The 21,224-nt window shown below is 37.1% G+C and carries 19 protein-coding genes; 15 read left to right on the forward strand and 4 right to left on the reverse strand.

Going from position 1 to position 21,224, the window contains the following annotated elements; translation table 11 throughout:
• Positions 1–47: 47 nt before the first annotated feature.
• On the reverse strand, positions 48–989 hold the full coding sequence (locus JST55_08015) for a hypothetical protein (GenBank protein ID MBS1493440.1): 942 nt from the start codon (positions 987–989) through the stop codon (positions 48–50).
• A 116-nt stretch (positions 990–1,105) separates the two neighbouring features.
• Between JST55_08015 and JST55_08020 the strand changes: the two genes are divergently transcribed.
• The 5 genes from JST55_08020 to JST55_08040 all read left to right on the forward strand — a co-directional run bounded on the left by JST55_08020 (position 1,106) and on the right by JST55_08040 (position 6,141).
• A complete protein-coding gene (locus tag JST55_08020) occupies positions 1,106–1,579 on the forward strand; it encodes a DinB family protein (GenBank protein MBS1493441.1) in 474 nt (157 codons plus the stop codon).
• Between the two features lie 9 nt (positions 1,580–1,588).
• Positions 1,589–2,230, forward strand: a complete 642-nt coding sequence (locus JST55_08025) for an O-methyltransferase (GenBank protein ID MBS1493442.1) — start codon at positions 1,589–1,591, stop codon at positions 2,228–2,230.
• A 28-nt stretch (positions 2,231–2,258) separates the two neighbouring features.
• Entirely contained in the window at positions 2,259–3,029 is a 771-nt protein-coding gene (locus tag JST55_08030) for an FKBP-type peptidyl-prolyl cis-trans isomerase (GenBank protein ID MBS1493443.1), read from the forward strand.
• Between the two features lie 13 nt (positions 3,030–3,042).
• A complete protein-coding gene (ptsP, locus tag JST55_08035) occupies positions 3,043–4,776 on the forward strand; it encodes a phosphoenolpyruvate--protein phosphotransferase (GenBank protein ID MBS1493444.1) in 1,734 nt (577 codons plus the stop codon).
• A gap of 423 nt (positions 4,777–5,199) precedes the next feature.
• Positions 5,200–6,141, forward strand: coding sequence for an NAD-dependent epimerase/dehydratase family protein (locus tag JST55_08040; protein ID MBS1493445.1), 942 nt, complete (start codon positions 5,200–5,202; stop codon positions 6,139–6,141).
• Positions 6,142–6,188: 47 nt separating this feature from the next.
• Here JST55_08040 and JST55_08045 read toward each other — a convergent pair whose 3' ends face one another.
• A complete protein-coding gene (locus JST55_08045) occupies positions 6,189–7,226 on the reverse strand; it encodes a hypothetical protein (GenBank protein MBS1493446.1) in 1,038 nt (345 codons plus the stop codon).
• A gap of 149 nt (positions 7,227–7,375) precedes the next feature.
• Here JST55_08045 and nuoH point away from each other — a divergent pair, with 149 nt between their 5' ends.
• The 10 genes from nuoH (at position 7,376) to JST55_08095 (ending at position 18,134) form a co-directional block, all read left to right on the forward strand.
• Positions 7,376–8,410, forward strand: coding sequence for an NADH-quinone oxidoreductase subunit NuoH (gene nuoH / locus JST55_08050; protein MBS1493447.1), 1,035 nt, complete (start codon positions 7,376–7,378; stop codon positions 8,408–8,410).
• A gap of 45 nt (positions 8,411–8,455) precedes the next feature.
• Positions 8,456–8,941 carry a TlpA family protein disulfide reductase gene (locus JST55_08055; protein MBS1493448.1) on the forward strand — a complete coding sequence of 162 codons (486 nt, stop codon included), beginning with the start codon at positions 8,456–8,458 and terminating at the stop codon, positions 8,939–8,941.
• 142 nt (positions 8,942–9,083) lie between these two features.
• A complete protein-coding gene (locus tag JST55_08060; GenBank protein ID MBS1493449.1) occupies positions 9,084–10,736 on the forward strand; it encodes a hypothetical protein in 1,653 nt (550 codons plus the stop codon).
• Between the two features lie 82 nt (positions 10,737–10,818).
• Entirely contained in the window at positions 10,819–11,583 is a 765-nt protein-coding gene (locus tag JST55_08065; protein ID MBS1493450.1) for an Omp28-related outer membrane protein, read from the forward strand.
• 75 nt (positions 11,584–11,658) lie between these two features.
• Entirely contained in the window at positions 11,659–12,582 is a 924-nt protein-coding gene (locus JST55_08070) for a hypothetical protein (GenBank protein ID MBS1493451.1), read from the forward strand.
• Positions 12,583–12,849: 267 nt separating this feature from the next.
• Positions 12,850–14,052, forward strand: coding sequence for an efflux RND transporter periplasmic adaptor subunit (locus tag JST55_08075; GenBank protein MBS1493452.1), 1,203 nt, complete (start codon positions 12,850–12,852; stop codon positions 14,050–14,052).
• An 11-nt stretch (positions 14,053–14,063) separates the two neighbouring features.
• The gene (locus tag JST55_08080; GenBank protein ID MBS1493453.1) at positions 14,064–14,885 is read left to right on the forward strand and encodes an ABC transporter ATP-binding protein; all 822 of its coding nucleotides are present in this window, start codon (positions 14,064–14,066) and stop codon (positions 14,883–14,885) included.
• A gap of 27 nt (positions 14,886–14,912) precedes the next feature.
• Positions 14,913–16,133 (forward strand): ABC transporter permease, encoded by a 1,221-nt coding sequence (locus tag JST55_08085; GenBank protein ID MBS1493454.1) that lies wholly within the window; start codon positions 14,913–14,915, stop codon positions 16,131–16,133.
• A 131-nt stretch (positions 16,134–16,264) separates the two neighbouring features.
• Positions 16,265–17,608 (forward strand): PhoH family protein, encoded by a 1,344-nt coding sequence (locus JST55_08090; GenBank protein MBS1493455.1) that lies wholly within the window; start codon positions 16,265–16,267, stop codon positions 17,606–17,608.
• A gap of 10 nt (positions 17,609–17,618) precedes the next feature.
• Positions 17,619–18,134 carry a GNAT family N-acetyltransferase gene (locus JST55_08095; protein MBS1493456.1) on the forward strand — a complete coding sequence of 172 codons (516 nt, stop codon included), beginning with the start codon at positions 17,619–17,621 and terminating at the stop codon, positions 18,132–18,134.
• Between the two features lie 5 nt (positions 18,135–18,139).
• Here JST55_08095 and JST55_08100 read toward each other — a convergent pair whose 3' ends face one another.
• Together JST55_08100 and der are read right to left on the reverse strand one after the other, a co-directional pair.
• Complete coding sequence (locus JST55_08100) at positions 18,140–19,666, reverse strand: YifB family Mg chelatase-like AAA ATPase (GenBank protein MBS1493457.1); 1,527 nt, start codon at positions 19,664–19,666, stop codon at positions 18,140–18,142.
• Positions 19,667–19,839: 173 nt separating this feature from the next.
• The gene (gene der / locus JST55_08105) at positions 19,840–21,198 is read right to left on the reverse strand and encodes a ribosome biogenesis GTPase Der (protein ID MBS1493458.1); all 1,359 of its coding nucleotides are present in this window, start codon (positions 21,196–21,198) and stop codon (positions 19,840–19,842) included.
• Between the last annotated feature and the right edge of the window lie 26 nt (positions 21,199–21,224).

Below are 21,224 nucleotides of genomic sequence, written 5' to 3' on the forward strand. Positions count from 1 at the left end.
AGAAATTAAACATTTTTATATATAGGTGCAATTAATGAAAATGTACTTTAGTTATTCTCGCATTGCTTTTTTATGTGCTCTAAAACTCTTGTATGAATTTTATGAACAATATAGTCGCTCCAGAGCGTCCAGTAAAAATCCGGCTTAATTCTGTTCGTGTACCAGGTAGTTCCTTCTAATAATGTATGACCGTTATCTAACTTTGTTAATTTGAACTGGCCTTCTTTAGAAACGAAATATCCATGCAGATGATCTGGATGTATATCGTAAGGGCTAATCTCTTTCATTGCGTCGGGCTGATTTGTAACACTGAATTTTAAAAGATTAGGTTCATTCCAAACAGTAATTGGTTCTACAAAACTTCCGGTAGAAAAATTACAATGTCTTATTGCTCCGACTCCGTTACCGTCAATTTCGGCATTGATCGGGTAAGCTATACCTGTTCTGAACAATAACTCAGTAGGTTCATCTAACTTCGGAAAAATAACTACGTTCTTCCAGACTTTTTCGGGAGAGGAGTTTATTTCAACAGAAGTTGTAACCGAAAAGACATCTTCATTATTAATCAATCTGCTCTCAAGGCTCATAAGCAACGGAATAATGATAATCAGAATCGTTATAATCTGAGGTTTCCTCTTTAAAAATTTAGAATTTGCAATTATATATCCAATCCATGTTCCCATAAGGACTGCAACGGCTGCGAAAGGAAAAGCCATCACGGCACAAATGATTCCTTCAATAGCAAACACAACAATACCGGCTAAAAATATTAACAGTGAAAAAATGGAAGTGCGGAATGACTCCCAGTATTCAGTATCGCTGTTATAGGATATAAGAAAAGATGACAGAGCTCCAATTCCGGTAGGTACTATTGCAAATAACACGACTCCATACTCTCTGAATAAATAAAAAGCAGCAAAACAAAACAGCCAGCCGATTGCTGCGGGAAGAAGAATGGCAAGAAGTTTCTTCGAAGTGAATACATTCATAATAAAAACTAAATAATATTTATTGATAAAGCAAATTAAAATTGATAACTTAATAAGATTATGTCCAAATTTTTTAATTAATTAAATTCATGAGCACTAAATCCGAGTGCAATATATTGGCGGATACTTTTGAATCTGTCCGCGCCCTCTCAAAATCATTCATTTCAAAAATTGAGGAAAAAGATATTCACGAAAACATTGTTGTGAACGGGAAGGAACTGAACTCTCCATACTGGATTGTAGCTCATCTTATATGGGCAGAAAGTTTTTTGCTTGGTAATGCTATTGGAAATCCAATGAATAAATATGAGTGGCTGAATGAATACGGATTCGGAATGAATCCTAAGAAAATAAAATCTAAACCTGAATACAGTGAAGTGCTAAGAGTTTTAGATGAAACTCACGAAGAAGCGATGAAGTATCTGAGAAGTTTACCTGATTCTTTTCTGGATGAAGCAAATAAAATGGGAATTAATTTTTCGGGCAAGACAGATAACAGAGTTGTAATTCACCACGCAATAAGGCATGAGCCTATGCATATAGGGCAGCTAACTTGGTTCATGAAATCAAAAGGAATGCAAACAGTTTAAAATATAATAATGGATTTTTTAGATTCGAAAATACAGGACTACGCCGATAAATACACATCACCTGAAAACGATGTATTGCGCGAGCTTAATGAAGAAACACATGCAAACGTTGCCTCGCCAAATATGCTCAGCGGACATATTCAGGGAAGAATACTTGCAATGATAAGCAAGATGATAAAGCCGAAGTATATTCTTGAGATCGGAACATACACAGGTTACTCTGCCATTTGTCTGTGTGAGGGACTTGAGTTCGGCGGTAAGCTTTATACTATTGATATCAACAGCGAGATGGAAGCTATCAATAAAAAATATTTTGATAAAGCAGGTGTTGCAGGCAAGATAAAAAAGCTAACGGGAAATGCGCTTGAGCTGATTCCAAAGATTGACCATAAATTTGATCTCGTTTTTATAGATGCCGATAAAACGAACTATGCAAATTATTATGATATGGTTTTTGATAAAATTAATGCGGGAGGAATAATCCTTGCAGATAACGTACTATGGAGCGGTAAAATTTTGCTCGATGAAAAAGAAATGGATGACGATACAAAAGCGCTAAGCAAGTTCAATGAAAAAATAATGAATGACAACAGAGTTGAAAATATTCTATTACCTGTGAGAGACGGGCTTATGGTTATCCGTAAGAAGTAAAAAACAAAATAAAAACAGTAAAACTAAAATGATAAAGAAACTTTTAACTTTTTTAATAATATTACTCGCAGTAAAGTTTTCCTATGCGCAGAGTGATACAGTTACAACTGCATCAGGATTAAAATATATTGTAGTCAGTGCAACGGGAGATAAACCTACAGTTGCGGGAATGGTTGCCATTGTTCACTACGACGGATACTTGCTTGACGGAAAGAAGTTTGACTCTTCACGCGATAGAAATGAACCGCTGGAATTTGTTCTCGGAGAAGGTCAGGTAATCAAGGGCTGGGATGAAGGTATTGCTCTAATGAAAATCGGAGATAAATACAGATTCATTATCCCTCCAAATCTTGCCTATGGTACTAAAGGTTCAGGTAATGTTATACCACCGAATTCAACTTTGATTTTTGATGTTGAAGTACTCGGAATAGATAAGGCAAGAAAATCCATCGGCGATGAAATGCTTGGAATAACTTTTGAAAAAAATGTTGACGAAGCTATTAAAAGATACTATGAAGCGAAAGAAAAATCATTTGATGATTATAATTTTAAGGAAGGACAGTTAAATGTGCTTGGATACGACCTTCTGCAGGGCAAAAGAACTAAAGATGCCATAAAAGTTTTAGAATTAAATGTTAAGATGTTTCCTAAATCTTCCAATGTATATGATTCACTTGGAGAGGCATATATGCTGGACGGCAATAAGGAGCTTGCAATAAAGAACTACAAAAAATCACTCGAACTTAATCCCGGAAACGAGAACGCCAAAAACATGCTTAAAGAGCTTGAAGCAAAATAAATGATACGAAAGAATGTCCAATAAAGAAATTATATATACAGGTATCGCAGCATCGCCCGGAATTTCCATAGGGCACGCTTACGTTTACACCCGTAATCAGATAAAAATTAACTCAGGAAATATTGCCGACGGAGACGTTGAGAAGGAGCTTGATGAGTTTAAGAAAGCGATAGATTTTTCGGTAAAGGAACTGAATAAAATTTATGCAATCTCCAAAGAAAGAATCGGAGAGAAGAAGTCGCAGATATTTGATGCACAGCTTGAAATCCTTAACGACAAATATTTTCTTGAAGGAGTTGTAAAACGAATCATAGGAGAAAAGAGAACAGCAGGTTATATTTTTGACGATGAGATATCGAAGCTCGGTAAAATTTTACTAGCTGCCGAAGATGAATATATGAAGGAAAGATTTTCCGATATAAACGACGTGAAGAACAGAGTTATCCGCAATATGAAACGCGAGAAGCTTGTATCAAAAGTTGAAGAGAACTCAATTATAGTTGCTCACGAGCTTACGCCTGCCGATACAATTTTATTCAGCAAAAGAAAAGTCCAGGGTTACATTACCGATGTGGGCGGCATTACTTCGCACGCTGCAATTATTTCCCGCGCGCTGAGAGTCCCTGCAGTTGTGGGTATGAAAAATATTTCCCACGCAGTAACTACCGGCGAGCTTATTATAATTGACGGTTACGACGGAGTTGTAATCCGTCACCCGAAAAATGATACAATTGAAAACTATGTTACAAAACTTGCTGAGTACAAAGAGTACGAACGAAAACTTTTTGAAGTAATCGATTTGCCATCGGAAACACTTGACGGCAAGAAAATTGAAGTAACTGCAAACATTGAGTTCGATGAAGAAATTGATTTCGTTACTACCTACGCGCATTGCGGAATAGGTCTTTACCGAACCGAGCATTTATTTATTGAGAAGGGCGACTTCCCCTCTGAAAAAGAGCAGATTGAAGAGTACACTCACATTGCAAATGTAACGCATCCTAACTCTGTCACAATAAGAACATATGATATCGGCGGTGATAAACTCTTACCTACATCCCACAAGGAAGCAAATCCATTTCTTGGATGGCGAGGAATCAGAATCTGTTTAGACAGAGTTGAAATTTTTAAAGAACAGCTTCGCGCAATTCTTGTTGCATCTGCAAAGAAGAATGTTAAGATCATGTTCCCGATGATTTCATCCATTCCGGAAATCCGTGAAGCAAGAAAGATCTTAAAAGAAGTAAAGAAAGAACTAAGCGAGCAGAAGATTCCTTATGATAAAAATATACCTGTCGGTATGATGATTGAAGTTCCCTCTGCAGTTTTCCTTGCAGAGGAGTTTGCTAAGGAAGTTGATTTCTTCAGCATAGGCACAAACGACTTAGTCCAGTACATACTTGCAGTGGATAGAGGCAACGAGCTTATCTCGGATTTATTCAAAGAGTTTCATCCGGCAGTGCTTAGAGCAATAAGCAAGATTGTAACGGCTGCACACAAGAATGATATTACAGTAAGTGTATGCGGCGAGATGGCATCTAATCCGCTTGCATCGGCAGTGCTTATCGGGCTGGGAGTAGATGAGCTTTCAGTTACACCAAATGTTTTCCCCAAGATAAAACAGATCATCCGCACAATTAATCACAAGGAAATAAAGGCATTCTCCAAAGAGCTCATTACGCTATCCAGCGAGCAGGAAATAAAAATGAAGCTGAACCTTTTCTATAAAGAAAAGATAGGAATTTAAAGTATTTTGTTTAAAAGAATTTAATTTTCATTGTATTAAATTCTGTAAAAACATACTGCGAAACTTTCGCCCCCTCGTAAGTTTATTGCTAAGCTATTGTTTTATTATTTATTGTGTTTTCCCTGGCTTTATGGGTTTTTGAAGTATTGTAAAGAACTTTTGTAATTTAATAATCTAAAAATTTAATTTATATACTTCACACCTCATTACTGCTAATAGTGAAATATTTTTTGAAATGGCATTGACACAAGGCTGAAAAAAATATGAACTGATATGTAATATTTTTCTGCGCAAAAATTACTTTTGCTAAAGCCATCATTTAGCGGTACTGCTTTTCCATAGCTTAAAAGTTATCAATTATCAAATCCCGCTTTAGCGGGACCGTGACAATTAAAACAATAGATGTTATTTAATTTATAAATCATGCAAACAATATTAGGCGGTAACGGAACAATCGGCAGTGTTCTTGCAAAAGAGCTTACTGCTTACACAGATAAAATAAGGGTTGTCGGGCGCAATCCTAAACCAATAAATGAAACTGATGAAATTTTTACAGCTGATGTGACTGATAAAAATAAATTAACTGAAGCTATAAAAGGCTCTGAAGTTGTTTATCTTCTTGTGGGATTTGAATACAAAACAAAAGCCTGGCAGGAGAAATGGCCGGCCCTTATGCGAAATACTATCGAGGCATGTAAAGAAAATAATTCGCGTTTGGTTTTCTTCGATAACGTTTATATGTACGATAAAAATTTTCTCGGCAATATGACGGAAGAGACCCCGGTAAATCCGCCAAGTGAGAAAGGGAAAGTCCGCGCTGAGATTGCGAAGATGCTTATGGATGAAGCGAAGGGCGGAGGCATTCAGGCGCTTATAGCGCGCTCGGCTGATTTTTACGGTCCCGGAAATGACAGAAGCGTATTAGTCGAAACTGTTGTAAAGTATCTTGCGAAGGGAAAGCGTGCGTTATGGTTCGGCAGCGGGAATAAGAAACATAATTTTACTTACACTCCCGATGCGGCGAAGGCAGTTGCAATGCTGGGCAATACTCCCGATGCATTCAATCAGGTATGGCACATGCCTACGGATAAAAATGCGTTCACGGGAAAAGAATGGATTGAGATATTTGCAAAAGAGATGAACGTGAAGCCGTCGACATCGGTAATTCCGAAGTTTGTGATTTCATTCATGGGATTGTTTGACCCGTTCATGAAGGAGTTCAGCGAAATGGTGTATCAGTATCAGACTGATTATGTTTTCAACAGCGATAAATTTAATAAGCGTTTTAACTTTACTCCGACTGATTATAAAGAGGGCGTGAAGAAGACGGCGGAATGGGTGAAGAATTTACCGAGCAGGAAATAAAATGAAGCAAAGTTATTTTTAGACGGAGAAGATAGGGATATTGGTTTCTATATAATTATTCCTTCTTGTTGAGCTTTGTATAAATAAGAGAATGAAGCCTCTCGCTCTTTAACTCGAGTTTTATTTTTTGCTTCAATATATGCTGTCGAAAGTTCAATTCCAGAATTAACACCTGTAGCAACAAGACCGGTAATTGGTTCATTAAGGAGAATTCCTCCAATACTTGCAACACTAGTCTTTGTACTAATAAGTGATTTTAAAGATTTACTTACCCATTCCATATTGTAATCTTTGTGCAATGCTTTTATATCATTTATGCCTACCTGTATATCTTCTTTAAATTGAATAGCTATTTCCTTTAATTCCGTAACGTTAGTTGTTTTTGAAATAGATTTTTCAAAGTCTAGTAATGTTTTTCTGAAGTGAAGTAGATTATCTTTGCGATTTCTCTTAAAATCAATAATTTTTTCAAAAGGTACGTTCTCCTTTGGCGTTGGTAAAATGTTTGTTAGATTACAACTTATAATTGAAAAACTATTTCCTTCAGAAGCTTTTTTAAAATTTAAACTTTCATATTCAATTCGATCTGTTGCAATAACTGTGTGATTTTTGTCTATAAAAGATAAATATTTCGCTATAAGAGACATATATATCAATCCAGTTTTTTCTTCGAAGGAGTAAAAATTATCATTAAAGTTTTCTATTATTAAATTATTGTCTTTAAGAAAATCAATTAATTCTATAGAAGTTTTGTCTTGATGAATAGGAATAGTTTTAGTTCCTTGTTGTATTCTTTTAATATGACCTTCTTGTAAAAAAAAATTGATTGTTTGAATAAATTCATTCTTGAATTCAATAAATTCAGTATTGTAATCACTCATTTGAATGAGGGTTTCTGGGTTTGTTATTGTAAATTGTTTTTCCTCAATCAAATAATTTATTTCAGGTGATAATTCTTCAAAGACTTTATCGTTATAATCCTTGGGAATAATTGAACTAACTTCATCCCAATATAATAATGCGTTGCGGAGCCAACGAGGATCTGAAATTTTTATGGAGGGATAATAAAGAATTTTTCTATTCATTGTTGTGTGTTATTATAACAAATATACTAATTTTTATTAATATTTTTTAAAAAATTACTTCTTATATTCTCTCCTCTTTTTCCATTTTATTTTTCCTTTTTTTAAACAATCTTTGTATTCCCCAAATTAACTAAACTCATTCTATATATATGCCTGAATGGTTACTAAATTTACTGATAATAATTGCTAAAATTGCAGTCGTGCATGGTGTATTGCTTACATGCGTGGCTTATACGGTTTATCTTGAAAGAAAAGTCTCGGCTTTTATGCAGGATAGAATAGGACCGAACAGAGTAGGACCTTTCGGACTTCTTCAGCCGCTTGTTGACGTTGTGAAGCTTTTGATGAAAGAGGACATTGTGCCTGTGAACGCAAATAAATTCGTTCACTCACTTGCTCCCGTGATTTCTATTTTAGTTGCGCTCTCTACATTCGCAGTTATTCCTTTCGGAGACCATATTACAATAGCAGGAAGAAGCATTCATTTACAGATTGCCGATGTTAACGTCGGAGTTCTCTACTTCCTCGCTCTCGGCTCACTCGGTGTTTACGGAGTTACACTCAGCGGATGGTCATCGAACAGCAAGTACTCGCTTCTCGGCGGACTTCGTTCTTCTGCTCAGATGATCAGCTACGAACTTGCTATGGGACTTGCGATTCTTCCTATAATTTTAATGAACGGTTCGCTTCAGTTAGATACGATTGTTATCAACCAGCACGGATGGCACTGGAACATGATCCTTCAGCCTGTCGGCTTTATAATTTTTATTACATCAGCATTAGCGGAAACAAACAGACATCCGTTCGACTTCGCAGAAGCTGAACAGGAGCTTGTTGCAGGATATCATACAGAATACTCTTCCATGAAGTTTGCGTTGTTCTTTCTTGCAGAGTATGCTAACGTTATAGTAATGTCAGCCATTATTACAACATTGTATTGCGGCGGATGGCAGATTCCTTTCATTCATTCAATGGGACTCTCAGAAACTCTTGTAAGTATATTGCAGGTACTGATGTTCTGCGCCAAGACATTCTTCTGGGTATTCTTCTTTGTATGGATAAGATGGACGATTCCGAGATTCAGATACGACCAGCTTATGAACTTAGGCTGGAAAGTTTTCATTCCATTAGGAATTGTAAACTTAGTTGTAACAGGACTTGTAATACTTTTAATGAAACATTAATACACAAGCAGAGGTTAAAAGAGTTATTTAAAACTAATAACAAAATTGAAAAAGTTAATAGCGGGAATTTTCTTAGTAATAATATTCTGTGCAAACGTAAAAGCGCAGACATATTATGAATTTACATCAAACGACCTTGACGGAAACGAAGTTTCGCTTTCGAAGCTTCTTGAAAAAGGTCCCGTGCTCATCGGTTTTTGGGCGACATGGTGCTCTCCCTGCAAAGAGGAAATGAAAGAAATGCAGAAGATATTTGATAAGTACAAAGCCAAAGGCTTCACTTATCTTGCGTTGAATCAGGACAGCCAGAAATCGTTATCGAAAGTAAAGCCTTACATTGAATCACACGGCTATACTTTTCCGGTTGCATTCGATACCGATAAAAAAATATATGAAGGTTACAGCGGCAGAGATGATATTCCTTATTCAATTTTAATCAATACCGATAAAAAAGTAGTTGCAGTTCATAAAGGATATCTTTCCGGCGACGAAAAGAAAATCGATGAAGAAATACAGGCATTAGTAAAATAATTTTTATATGAAGGCGGACTTTGCTCCGCCTTTTTATTTTGTAGTTAGAAATTCTTTCCTTCCTTGGAAAGCGGGAAAATTCCACAACAGGCGTTACAAAAATTTAGCAAACACAAATCATTTTCTTAATTATTTTTCAATAATGAAAAAAATCTTTTTACTTTTTTTTATTCTTTGCTGTGGTATATCATATTCGCAGATTGAAATCCCCAAGCTTACCGTAGATGCATCACTGAACAATTTGCTGCGATATGGAAACGGCTACGAATACACAGGGCTAAATAAAAACTCTAAGGAATATTTTGAAAATCTCACTGACGGCAGAATAAACATTAACAATATTATTCTCGGCTTCAGATATGAAATAAGCGACCCGATAGAATACGGAAGAAATTTCAAGGGCTTTAGAAAAAGATTTGCCGAATATAATCATGATATCGGAATCTCAATCCGCGCCGGTGATTACTGGGATATAGTTTCACGCGGTATGACTATGAATATCTTCGAGGACAGAACACTCGGCTACGATACAGGCATTGACGGAATAAGAGCTTCGTTTAAACACAACTTCGGAAAGTTCAAGCTGAAGACACAGTTCCTCGGCGGTGATATGGAGTACAGCGATTATCTGAACCCGACAAGAATTGAAACATACAAAGTAAGAGATGCAAATATTGAAGTTTCTCCATGGAAAAATGTAACAATTGGAACCAATTATGTTTTTGCAAAAGGCAGAATTCCGGGAGCGCTTGATACTACAAATATAAAAGCGGAACTACCTGAAGTTTATCTCGGTTTTAGCTTTAAAGATTTTAATTTTTATTCATCTTACGCTCATAAAAACGTAATGTCAGAGCCGAATAATTCACCTAACTACAGAGGGTTTTCATCGCAGGGCGATGGACTTTACTCATCGTTGTCTTATTCAAAATCAGGACTTGGTATTACGCTCGATTACAAAAACTACAGATTTGATTTAACAGGTCCCGATAACAGAGGAACAGACAGACCAACGAAATTATTACCGTTCCAGAATCCACCGACTGCGCAGAAAGAACATACATCGACTTTGATTTCAAGAAATCCGCACGTAACAAATTTCAACGATGAAGTGGGCGGACAGCTTGATATTATTTATGTAGGCTCGGAAAAATTCTTTATGAATGTCAATCTCGGCGTTGCATCAGAACACTATAAATACGCCGATGTAGATACGACTGCAGTAATTAATTATCAGAGAGTTGCGCGTGATAATAATTTTATTCCGAATATCACAGATGATGCCTTCAATCCTTTCTGGGAATATTTTGTAGAAGCTGAATATTATGCAACGGAAAAACTTTATACAAAGCTTGCTTTTTCAAGACAGAGCAATGTAGTTTATAATCAGATAAATCCAAATTCATCGGAAAAGATTTTGACATCTACAATTCCGCTTGAAGTAAGATATGAACTGAATGACAACTATGCATTGAAATTCAATTTTGAGCAGCAATGGGAATACAACTCAATAAGAACAGGTGAGAAGAATTTTATGAATGAATATGTATCCGTCAATCTTACAAAATCACCTTTTCTTGGCATAACTGTCAGTGGTGAGTTTACCAATGATAAAGAAGAGCCGACAGGAAAAAGCAGCTGGTTCCTCGGCGAAGTTATTTATAAGCTAAATCAGAAAAACCAGATTACGTTTTCTTACGGAAGTGAAAGAGGCGGACTGAAATGCACAAACGGTATCTGCCGTTATGTAAATCCCTTCGAAGGTTTCAGATTTGCATTACAAACAAGTTTCTAAATAAAATAAGGCATTCCCAAACAGTTCGCCTCGGCGAATTGGGAATGAGAACATAAAATTTTATCTCATAGGAGAATTTAATATGAAGTTCAAATTTTTATTGCCGCTTGCTTTATTGGGACTCTCGGTGTTCTTATATTCATGCGAGTCCAACGATGCGCCTGTTACATACTCAAGCTTTACAGGCAGCACCAATAAAGTACTGGTAGAGCTCTTTACAAATACAAGCTGCGTTCCTTGCGTTGCCGCAAACACATATCTTGACGGCATCACCGATACGAATATTGTTATTATAAGAACGCACACAACATTGTATCCGAACGACCCGTTCTATCTATATAACCCGACAGATAACGGAGCAAGGCAGACATACTATAATGCAGCTAATGCAAATCCTCAGGCGTTTTTATTCGGAACGTATATGGGAATCTTCAATGCAAACAACTGGACAAACCAGCTGAACGCAAAGTTGAACTCATCAAGAAATATGGGTGTGACCATTAACAGAACATACGATTCCACTTCACGCACAGGAAATTTAAACATCTCAATAAATCAGACATCCGGCAGTTCAGTCGGAGACCTTGTTTATTTTATTGCTATCACTGAAAACGATTTACACTATAACGCACCAAACGGAGAGACAGTATTTGAACAGGTACTAAGAGATATGCTTACAGGGCCGAACGGAGATGCTTTAACAATTTCTTCAGGGCAGACTGTAAACCTTTCGAAGAGCTTTACACTTCCTTCTGAAATAAATGACAGAAATGCTTCAGTTGTAGTTTATACTCAGTCGATATCAACTAAAGAAGTTTTCGGCGTACAAAGAGTGAAGATAAGATAAGTTTTTATTTTGATTTTGAATTTTAAAAAATAGAGATATATTGTTCAATATATCTCTATTTTTGTTTAAACCCCTATGAAATACATAGAAGAACAAAGAAAAAAAGCAATAAGAATCCGTGATGAATTTTTCAGAGATCCCGGACAAGGTTCTTATAAAAACAGTGACCGGGAATTCGTTCTGAAAAATCCTTTGCTGAATATATGGGATGGAATAAGAGAAGATGTTCTGCATTATTTCGGGAAAAATGAGATTCAGTTTTGGGATGCAGGAAAAATACCAACGGGACATTTATTGTCATCTCAGATTGCATGTATTAACCACCTGTATTTTTTAAGACAAAGAAAAGATGCTGCCACTGCTGTTTTAAAAGGAATAGACCCTGACATAAAAACGGCAATGGAATTGGAAAACGGATTTGTTGAGTTTGAAGTTATTGGAAAAAAAAATTATCTCGGAGAAATTAGCCATAGACGCGGCGCTAATTCAACTTCAGTTGATGCGGTTATGCTTGCAGAAATGAATGACAACTCAAGGAAGTTAGTTTTTATAGAATGGAAATATGTTGAGAGTTATGGAAAGGAAAGCAAAGCTGCCGGTGAAAGCGGAAAAACAAGACAGAGAATTTATAATTCATTTCTGGATTTTAACAATCATAATTGTCTGTTTAAGTTATGTTCAATTGATGGTCTTTTTACTGAACCTTACTATCAATTGATGAGACAGACTGTGCTTGCTCAGAAAATGGTTGATGCAAAAGAGTATGGTGTTTCTGATTATATTCACCTTCATATAATTCCTAAAGGTAATAAAGAATTGAAAGATGTAAATACTGCCGTGAACAGATTAACCGGCACTACACTTGAAAACACCTGGAAGAATATTTTAAAAGCACCGGATAAGTATATAGTTGTTGACCCGAAGGATTTTTTAACACCCGCAAAAAATTGTCCCGATACACTCGCTATTTTTACCTATTTGCAGAAAAGATACTGGTGATAACTATTGAAAGATTATATTTAAGATAGAAAATTCACTTTATTCTGCGTACCAAACCTTTTATAATTCAAAGCAGTAAAGATAACCACTCTTTACTGCTTTTGTTTTTTCACAGAAAATTAATTCGTTAGAATTAATACCTTTCTCAGTCTACAACAATCACAAATTAATTACATAAACCATAAATTATATTGGTTAACTATTTTGTTTTTAGTTTGTCATACTAAAGTATACCTTTCTCGGTAAAAACATATGTAATTAAAATAAATGAATAGAAAAAAATTAATAACTATAATTATAATTGTAGTTGTACTTGCCGCAGGAGTAACGGAATACTTTTTTTATAAAGGTAAACAGGATACAAAAATTGACTGGGTAACTGCCCGCGTTGAGAAAGGTGATGTGCAGATTCTGGTAACGGCAACGGGAACTGTAAACGCAGTTCAGACTGTGCTTATCGGTACTCAGGTTTCAGGTGTAATTTCAAAGATAAACGTTGACTTCAACAGTGTTGTAAAAAAAGGTCAGGTGCTTGCAGTGCTTGATACAAGAAATCTTCAGGTTGCATTAGACCAGTCAAGAGCAAATCTCACAAAGGTTCAGGCTCAGCTGGAACAGGCAAAATCTGAAATGGACAGGAATAAAATTTTAGTTGATAAAGGACTGGTTACACCAAGTGATTATGATTTACTTACAGCAAATTACAAGGTCGCACAGACAACAGTTGCAAGCGCGCAGGGCGATGTATCGAAAGCCGAAACAAATCTTGAGCTTGCTACAATAAAATCTCCTATAGACGGAGTTGTAATTTCAAGAGCAGTAGATGTAGGTCAGACAGTTGCTGCAAGTCTTTCTACACCTACTTTATTTACCGTTGCTAATGATTTAAGGAAAATGCAGCTGCAGGCTAATGTTGATGAAGCTGATATAGGACAGATAGAAACAGGACAGTCAGTATTTTTTAAAGTTGATGCTTACCCCGATGTAACATTTACGGGAGTTGTTCAGCAGCTCCGCATGTCGCCTATTACAGTAAATAATGTTGTAAGTTATGCAGTTATGATTGACGCTCCCAACGATGAATTAAAACTCCTACCCGGAATGAACGCAGATATTTCCATTATTACAAAGGAAGCAAAGAATGTTATAAAGATTCCTATGGCAGCTTTAAATTTTTCTCCGCCGAAATTACCGAATGTAATGGATAGTGTTACAGTGTTGAAATTAAAAGACAGTCTTGCAACATGGAATAAATCGTTAGTGTTTGTTTTGAACGAAGGAAACATTTCTCCTGTGTTTATAAAAACCGGTTTATCTGACGGAATAAAAATAGAAGTTACTGAGGGAGACCTTGCTCCTAAGTCACTCGTTGTAACAGGGGTGAAACAAAACGGAGTGACAACGAATGCGCAGACAAAAGGACTTATAACTACTCCGCAAAGACAGGGCGGTCAAAGACCTCCGCGTTAATTATTTGAAACATGACTGAACAAAAAAACATAAAAACAGAAATACAAAATATAAATGACGAAGCGCCTTTAGATAAATCTGATAAGAGGCAGCCGGTAATTTCAGTAAGGCATCTTGTTAAGATATATAAAGTAGGCAGTGAAACACTTGCTGCGCTTAACGATGTATCTATGGATGTTTACCAGGGAGATTATATTGCAGTGATGGGAACAAGCGGCTCCGGCAAATCTACCTTTATGAATATTGTCGGAATGCTTGATGTTCCTACTCGCGGCGAATATTTATTTAACGGCGAATCAGTCGGCAATAAAAATAAAGTTGAGCGCGCGCATCTGCGCAGAGACAATCTGGGATTTGTATTTCAGTCATTCAATCTTTTATCAAGAACTTCTGCCTATGATAATGTGGAGCTTCCTTTGATATACAGCAATATAGGCGCATCTGAAAGAAAAGAAAAAGTTGAGAAGGCTTTGATAAGCGTAGGGTTGAAAGAAAAAATGAAGAACACTCCGAATATGCTTTCAGGCGGTCAGCAGCAGAGAGTTGCGATTGCAAGGGCGATTGTAAATAATCCTAAAATGATCTTAGCTGATGAGCCCACAGGAAATCTTGACACAAGAACAAGTATGGAAATTATTCAGATATTTCAGGAGTTAAACGATAAGGGAATTACAGTCGTGATGGTAACACACGAAGATGATATTGCATCAACTGCGAAGAGGAAAGTTATTTTCAAAGACGGCAAGATGAGAAGCAGTGAAGAAGTTAAGGAGAGACTGATTGCTTCGGAGCAATTAAAAATAATCCCGAAGCCGGAAGAACTGTTCGTTTAAAAATTTTAGAAATTATTTTAAGTTGATATGAATATTTCAAGCAGCGCAAAAATTGCATTCAAGGCGCTGGGAAAAAATAAATTCCGATCCTTTCTTACGATGCTCGGCATAATTATCGGAGTTGTATCGGTAATTGTTATGCAGGCAATAGGAAAAGGTTCAAGCGCCGATGTAAATGCGCGTATAAGTTCACTTGGTACAAATCTTATTACCATTAGTCCTATCTCGGCAAGAAGCGGCGGAGTAAATCTCGATGCCGGTTCTGCAGTTTCATTAAAGAAAGAAGATGCAGATTATTTATTGAAGGAAGTCCCGACTATCGATGCAGTCTCGCCATTGGTGCGGACATCGGCGCAGATGAAATACGGAAATAAAAACTGGCGGAGCACAATTAACGGAGTTTATCCCGGGTATTTTACAATCCGCGTTTTGGAAATAAAAGACGGTACGATTTTTACTAAGGAAGATGAAAAAAAATTAAATAAGGTTTGTGTAATTGGAAAAACAGTGCAGGATAATTTATTTGGTCCCGGTGTTGACCCTATAGGAAAAACCATTCGCGTTGGTACAATTCCTTATCTTGTGATAGGAACAATTGTGAGCAAGGGAACAAGCGGCGGGGGACAGGACCAGGATGACATAGTACTTGCTCCGTACTCAACGGTGCAGAACAGAATGCTCGGCAGCGATAACGTAAATCAGATATTTGCTTCGGCAAAAACTGAAGGCGATGTGAACACTGCAGTGAAGCAGATTGAAGAAGCTTTGAGAGTTCAGCATAAGCTGCTGCCCAACCAGGCAAACAATTTTAATATAAGCACACAGCTTCAGATAAGAGAGACTTTGAATACAGTAGTTGATACAATTACTGTTTTGCTTTCAATAGTAGCAGCAATTTCACTGGTTGTCGGCGGTATTGGGATTATGAATATTATGCTTGTCTCCGTTACAGAAAGAACAAGAGAGATAGGAACACGTATGGCAGTCGGTGCAACAGGAATAGATGTGCAGTTTCAGTTATTGCTTGAAGCTATTGTATTGAGTTTAACGGGAGGAGTTACGGGAATTTTGCTGGGACTTCTGACTGCGTTTCTGGTTTCCAAGTTCGGCGGCTACTCAACTATTGTTGCGCCGGAATCTATTATAATTTCTTTTGTTGTAAGTACACTCATAGGAGTTTTCTTCGGATGGTATCCGTCAAGAAAAGCAGCGAACCTGAATCCGATAGATGCGCTAAGGTATGAGTAATAAAATAAATCGTTACGAGGCTTGTGCTTCGTAACGTAACATAAACTTTATATTATCTTTATTTTCAAGATTTATTTTTCAAAAATTTTGATATAAATTCAAATGGAAATAAACCTCTGAAAAAAATTTAGATGCCTCCAAAAAAATCTACTAAGGTTTTCGTTCTCGATACAAACGTAATTCTCCATGATGCAACCAGCATCCAGCAATTTCAGGAACACGATATAGTAATTCCCATAACGGTCATTGAAGAAATAGACCACTTCAAAAAAGGTAATCAGGTTATAAATCTGAATGCGCGTGAGTTTGCGCGCACGCTTGACTCACTTACCGGTGATGCTCTATTTGCAGGCGGAGTTTCACTGGGGAAAAAGATGGGAAAGGTTTCTATCTCGCTTCCGCAGGGATGGAACGACGAAATTAAAAATGTCTTCCGGGAAGATACTCCTGATCATAGAATTTTAAACTCAGCACTTGAGGTAAAGAAAAAGTACGGCGATAAGAGACAGGTGATACTTGTTTCCAAGGATGTGAATCTCAGGATGAAAGCAAAGGCGCTTGGTATTCCCGCCGAAGATTATACAACTGACAGAATTTCTGACCTTGAAGAGCTTTACAGCGGAAAAGAAATTATTGAGGATTATAATGATGACATACTTCAGGAATTGTATTCTCCTCCGTTTGAAATTCCTTTAAAGAAAGCTTTTCCCAAAAAGCAGAAGGATATCATTCCGAACAAATTTTATATTTTAAGAAATTCAGCCCGCTCTATATTAGCATATGTTGACCCCGTCAAAGAAATGCTTTTGAAAGTTGATAAGAATACTGTGTACGGAATAAAGCCGAGGAATGCCGAGCAGACATTTGCAGTTGATGCATTGCTGAACCAGAATATTCCTATCATGTCCATTACAGGCAAAGCCGGAACGGGAAAAACTTTGCTTGCGCTTGCAGCAGCATTACAGATAAGAAAAAATTACAGGCAGATTTATATCGCCCGTCCTATTGTTCCGCTCAGCAATAAAGATATAGGTTATTTACCGGGAGATGTTGAGAGCAAGCTAGCTCCCTACATGCAGCCACTGTGGGATAATCTGAAAATTATTCAGGACCAGTATAAAGAAACTGACCAGGCGCATCAGACTATTAATCAGATGGTGAAAGATGAGAAGCTTGTGATTGAGCCTCTTAGTTATATTCGAGGAAGAAGTTTGCAGAGAATATTTTTTATAGTTGATGAAGCGCAGAACTTAACTCCCCACGAAATAAAAACAATCATCACCCGCGCAGGCGAGGGATGTAAAATTATTTTCACGGGAGATATTTATCAGATTGACCATCCTTATTTAGATACTGAGTCAAACGGATTGACATACCTGATAGATCATTTCAAAAATCAGAAATTATACGCGCATATTAATTTAGTAAAAGGCGAACGTTCAGAGCTTGCCGAACTTGCCAGCAATTTATTGTAAAAATGTAAAAATGTTTGAGATAAAATTATGTAATATAAATGAAGCGGAAGATATTTTTAAAATTTATGATGACTGCAGGAAGGCAATGCAAAGTGCCGGAATTTTCCAGTGGCAGAATGATTATCCAACTTTAGAAACAGTAATACAGGATATAGAGAGTAATAATCTTTATGGATATTATGAAGAAGAAATTGAAGATGGTAAATGCATTGGAGCAATTTCGATTAACACTCATCAGGATGAAGAGTATAAGGGGATTGACTGGAAAGGTCCCGATGAAAATGTGATTGTAATTCACAGGCTTGCTGTAAATCCTGAGTTTCAGGCAAAAGGCATTGCGAGACTCTTAATGGATTTTGCCGAAGACTTGGCAAGAAAAGAAAATTATTCGGCTATTCGGTTAGACTCATATTCTCAAAACAAACGCGCATTAAAATTTTACGAGAACAGAGGATATCAGAAACGCGGCGAGTGTTTTTTCGCCGGAAGAGATAAACCTTTCCATTGTCTGGAATTAATTTTTTAATTCAATCACGTCCAGTTAGTTCTATCCAGACTTCTGTATTGAATAGCTTCCGATATATGTGCTGTAGTAATATTTTCTGCTCCTTCCAGATCTGCAATTGTTCTGCTTACTTTTAAAATTCTGTCATAAGCGCGGGCTGAAAGTCCCAGTTTCATAATTGCAAGCTTCATAAGCTTTTCACAATCTTCATCTATCTGACAAAACTTTTTTATTTCCTTTGAAGTCATGTTTGAGTTTGAATAAAGCCCCGGAATATTTTCAAATCTCTTCAACTGAATTTCTCTCGCCTTAATTACTCGTGCTCTCACATCTTCTGATTTCTCTGCATCTGTCTTGCTCGAAAGCTCATCAAACTTTACGGGATTTACATGTATGTGAATATCAATTCTGTCTAAAATAGGTCCCGATATTTTTGAAAGGAATTTTTGTATCTCATACTCTGAATACATGTCCGTTTCCTTCTGAGTGCCTGCGGGAGTAGGATTCATCGCAGCAACAAGCATAAAATTGCAGGGATACTTTACCGTCATCTTAGAGCGTGAAATTGTTACTTCCCTGTCTTCCAACGGCTGGCGCATAACTTCAAGAACGTTTTTCTTGAACTCGGTCATTTCATCCAGAAATAAAACTCCATTATGAGCGAAAGATATTTCACCCGGCTTTGCATTCTGTCCCCCGCCGACTATTGAAACATCGCTTGCAGTATGATGCGGTGAACGGAAAGGGCGCGTGGAAATTATAGCAGAACCTGAAGGAAGAATTCCAGCTATAGAATGAATCTTAGTTGTCTCAAGAGATTCCTCAAGTGTAAGCGGAGGAAGAATTGTCGGCAGTCTTTTTGCTAGCATCGTTTTACCTGAGCCGGGCAGACCTATCAGAATAATATTATGACCTCCGGCAGCGGCGACCTCCATCGCGCGCTTAACTTCAAGCTGACCTTTTACATCAGCAAAATCTACAGGATATTTCTGATGCTCTTCGAATATTTTCTTAACGTCTATTTTGTAAGTGGTTGGAGCTGACTGTCCGTTTATAAAATCAATTACTCCTCTGATATCTTCGAACGGATACACTTCTATGCCTTCAACTATAGCAGCTTCGGCAGCGTTTTCTATTGGAAGAATTATTCCTTTGTATCCGTTCTTTTTTGCCTCAAGCGCAATGGGAAGTACTCCGTTCACTTTACGGAGCTTGCCGTCGAGCGAAAGCTCACCGAGAAAAATATACTGATTAACAATATCCGGCAGTATCTGGCCAAGCTCACATAAGATTCCTATTGCTATGGGCAGATCAAAACCCGAGCCTTCTTTGCGAACGTCTGCAGGAGCAAGGTTAATAGTATATCTCTTTATAGGAAAAAGGTAGGCGTTATTTTTTATCGCAGCGGCAACGCGCTCTTTGGATTCTTTAACGGCGCTATCGGGCAGACCGACAATTGCGAATGCAAACAGTCCGTTCTCAACGTGCGTTTCTACTCTGACAATATAAGCATCTACGCCGAATGTTGCAGCAGAAAAAACTTCAGTTATCATAGGAGGAAAGTAAGATGATAAAAGTTATTTAATTGGTGTCTTAATTTTGTGACACTCTCGTTCCGATGCTCCAGCGTCGGAATGTACAAACCGATTTTATGATTTAGACCGCCACCTCAGTCCCCCTCCTTCGTAAGGAGGGGGAAGCAATGTTTAAATGAGGGTGGAAAAAATTAATTTTTCTTCTTAAATATTAATGATATCGGAACTCCGCCGAAATCCCAGAAGCTTCTTATTTTTCTCTCAAGAAATTTTTTGTAGTTCGGCTGTACGCCTTTATCATCATTGGTAAAAAATGCAAATACAGGCGGAGCAGTTTTTACCTGAGTAATATAATTTATTTTTATTTCTTTTCCTCTTAAAGAAGCGGGAGGAGATTTCTGAATTTCCGGAAGAAGTTTTTCGTTGAGCTCGCTTGTCTTTATCTCAGTATTTCTCAGTTCATAAATCTTTCTTCCGTCCTCGAGAATTTTATGTATTCGCTGTTTAGTCTTTGCGGAGATAAAAATAAATTTGAGAAAGTCGTAGCTTTGTAAATGCTCTTTTATTTTCTTCTCTATTATCTTCGCAGTGTTGGAATCTTTTTCAATTAAGTCCCACTTGTTAATTACTACAAGCAAGCCCTTCTTATATTTATAAACTTCCTCAATGATAATTGTATCCTGCTTATCAAGCTTAAACGTTGCGAGCTTGTAGTCAGAGGAAGATTCAAGATTTTCAATGATAATACTTACGTCAATAACAAGTATTGCAACATCGCATCTTTGAATTGCTTTATATGTTCTTACTGTAGAATAAAACTCAACGTCCTCGGATATTTTTGTTTTCTTTCTTAGTCCTGCCGTATCAATTAAAACGATATCTTCATTGTGATATTTTACAATTGAGTCGATTGTATCACGCGTTGTTCCGGGAATATCTGTAACAATATTTCTTTCTTCGTTAAGTAAGGCGTTTACAATGGAGGACTTCCCTGCATTAGGTCTTCCGATAACTGCAAATTTAATTCTGTTATCTGTTTCAGTATCATCTTCTTCAATGTCTTTGCAGATTATATCTAGCAGGTCTCCCGAGTTTCTTCCTGAGATTGCAGAGATAGGAAATGGCTCACCGAGCCCGAGCGAATAAAAATCAGCTACAAGATTTTCCTGTTTTATATCATCGATTTTATTGGAAAGTAAAATTATCTGTTTTGTGTTCGCATACTTTCTTAGCATGTTTGCGACTTCTTTATCAAGGGGATGCAAGCCGAGCTTGGAATCAACGACAAATAAAATTTTATCAGCTTCTTCAATTGCCATTTTCACCTGAGCGCGGATTGCCTCTTCAAATTTATCGTCTGAGTGCGGAACGAAGCCGCCCGTATCTATTAAAAAGAATTTTTTGCCTGTCCATTCGCCTTCTCCGTAGTTACGGTCGCGCGTGACTCCGCTGGAGTCGTGAACAATTGCTTCATTGCTGCTTGTTAACCTGTTGAATAGTGTCGACTTCCCTACGTTTGGTCTGCCTACTATAGCTATTATATTTTTCATATCACAAAAGTTACCTTTATTGAACC

The organism is Bacteroidota bacterium (assembly GCA_018266835.1).
Taxonomy (GTDB): Bacteria; Bacteroidota; Ignavibacteria; order Tepidaquicellales; family Tepidaquicellaceae; genus JAFDZO01.

Bases quoted from the DNA above. Each gene is read 5' to 3' on its own strand.
- JST55_08015 (MBS1493440.1), bottom strand. From the start codon at position 989: ATGAATGTATTCACTTCGAAGAAACTTCTTGCCATTCTTCTTCCCGCA.
- JST55_08025 (MBS1493442.1), top strand. From the start codon at position 1,589: ATGGATTTTTTAGATTCGAAAATACAGGACTACGCCGATAAATACACA.
- JST55_08030 (MBS1493443.1), top strand. From the start codon at position 2,259: ATGATAAAGAAACTTTTAACTTTTTTAATAATATTACTCGCAGTAAAG.
- ptsP (MBS1493444.1), top strand. From the start codon at position 3,043: ATGTCCAATAAAGAAATTATATATACAGGTATCGCAGCATCGCCCGGA.
- JST55_08040 (MBS1493445.1), top strand. From the start codon at position 5,200: ATGCAAACAATATTAGGCGGTAACGGAACAATCGGCAGTGTTCTTGCA.
- JST55_08045 (MBS1493446.1), bottom strand. From the start codon at position 7,226: ATGAATAGAAAAATTCTTTATTATCCCTCCATAAAAATTTCAGATCCT.
- nuoH (MBS1493447.1), top strand. From the start codon at position 7,376: ATGCCTGAATGGTTACTAAATTTACTGATAATAATTGCTAAAATTGCA.
- JST55_08060 (MBS1493449.1), top strand. From the start codon at position 9,084: ATGAAAAAAATCTTTTTACTTTTTTTTATTCTTTGCTGTGGTATATCA.
- JST55_08065 (MBS1493450.1), top strand. From the start codon at position 10,819: ATGAAGTTCAAATTTTTATTGCCGCTTGCTTTATTGGGACTCTCGGTG.
- JST55_08070 (MBS1493451.1), top strand. From the start codon at position 11,659: ATGAAATACATAGAAGAACAAAGAAAAAAAGCAATAAGAATCCGTGAT.
- JST55_08075 (MBS1493452.1), top strand. From the start codon at position 12,850: ATGAATAGAAAAAAATTAATAACTATAATTATAATTGTAGTTGTACTT.
- JST55_08080 (MBS1493453.1), top strand. From the start codon at position 14,064: ATGACTGAACAAAAAAACATAAAAACAGAAATACAAAATATAAATGAC.
- JST55_08085 (MBS1493454.1), top strand. From the start codon at position 14,913: ATGAATATTTCAAGCAGCGCAAAAATTGCATTCAAGGCGCTGGGAAAA.
- JST55_08090 (MBS1493455.1), top strand. From the start codon at position 16,265: ATGCCTCCAAAAAAATCTACTAAGGTTTTCGTTCTCGATACAAACGTA.
- JST55_08095 (MBS1493456.1), top strand. From the start codon at position 17,619: ATGTTTGAGATAAAATTATGTAATATAAATGAAGCGGAAGATATTTTT.
- JST55_08100 (MBS1493457.1), bottom strand. From the start codon at position 19,666: ATGATAACTGAAGTTTTTTCTGCTGCAACATTCGGCGTAGATGCTTAT.
- der (MBS1493458.1), bottom strand. From the start codon at position 21,198: ATGAAAAATATAATAGCTATAGTAGGCAGACCAAACGTAGGGAAGTCG.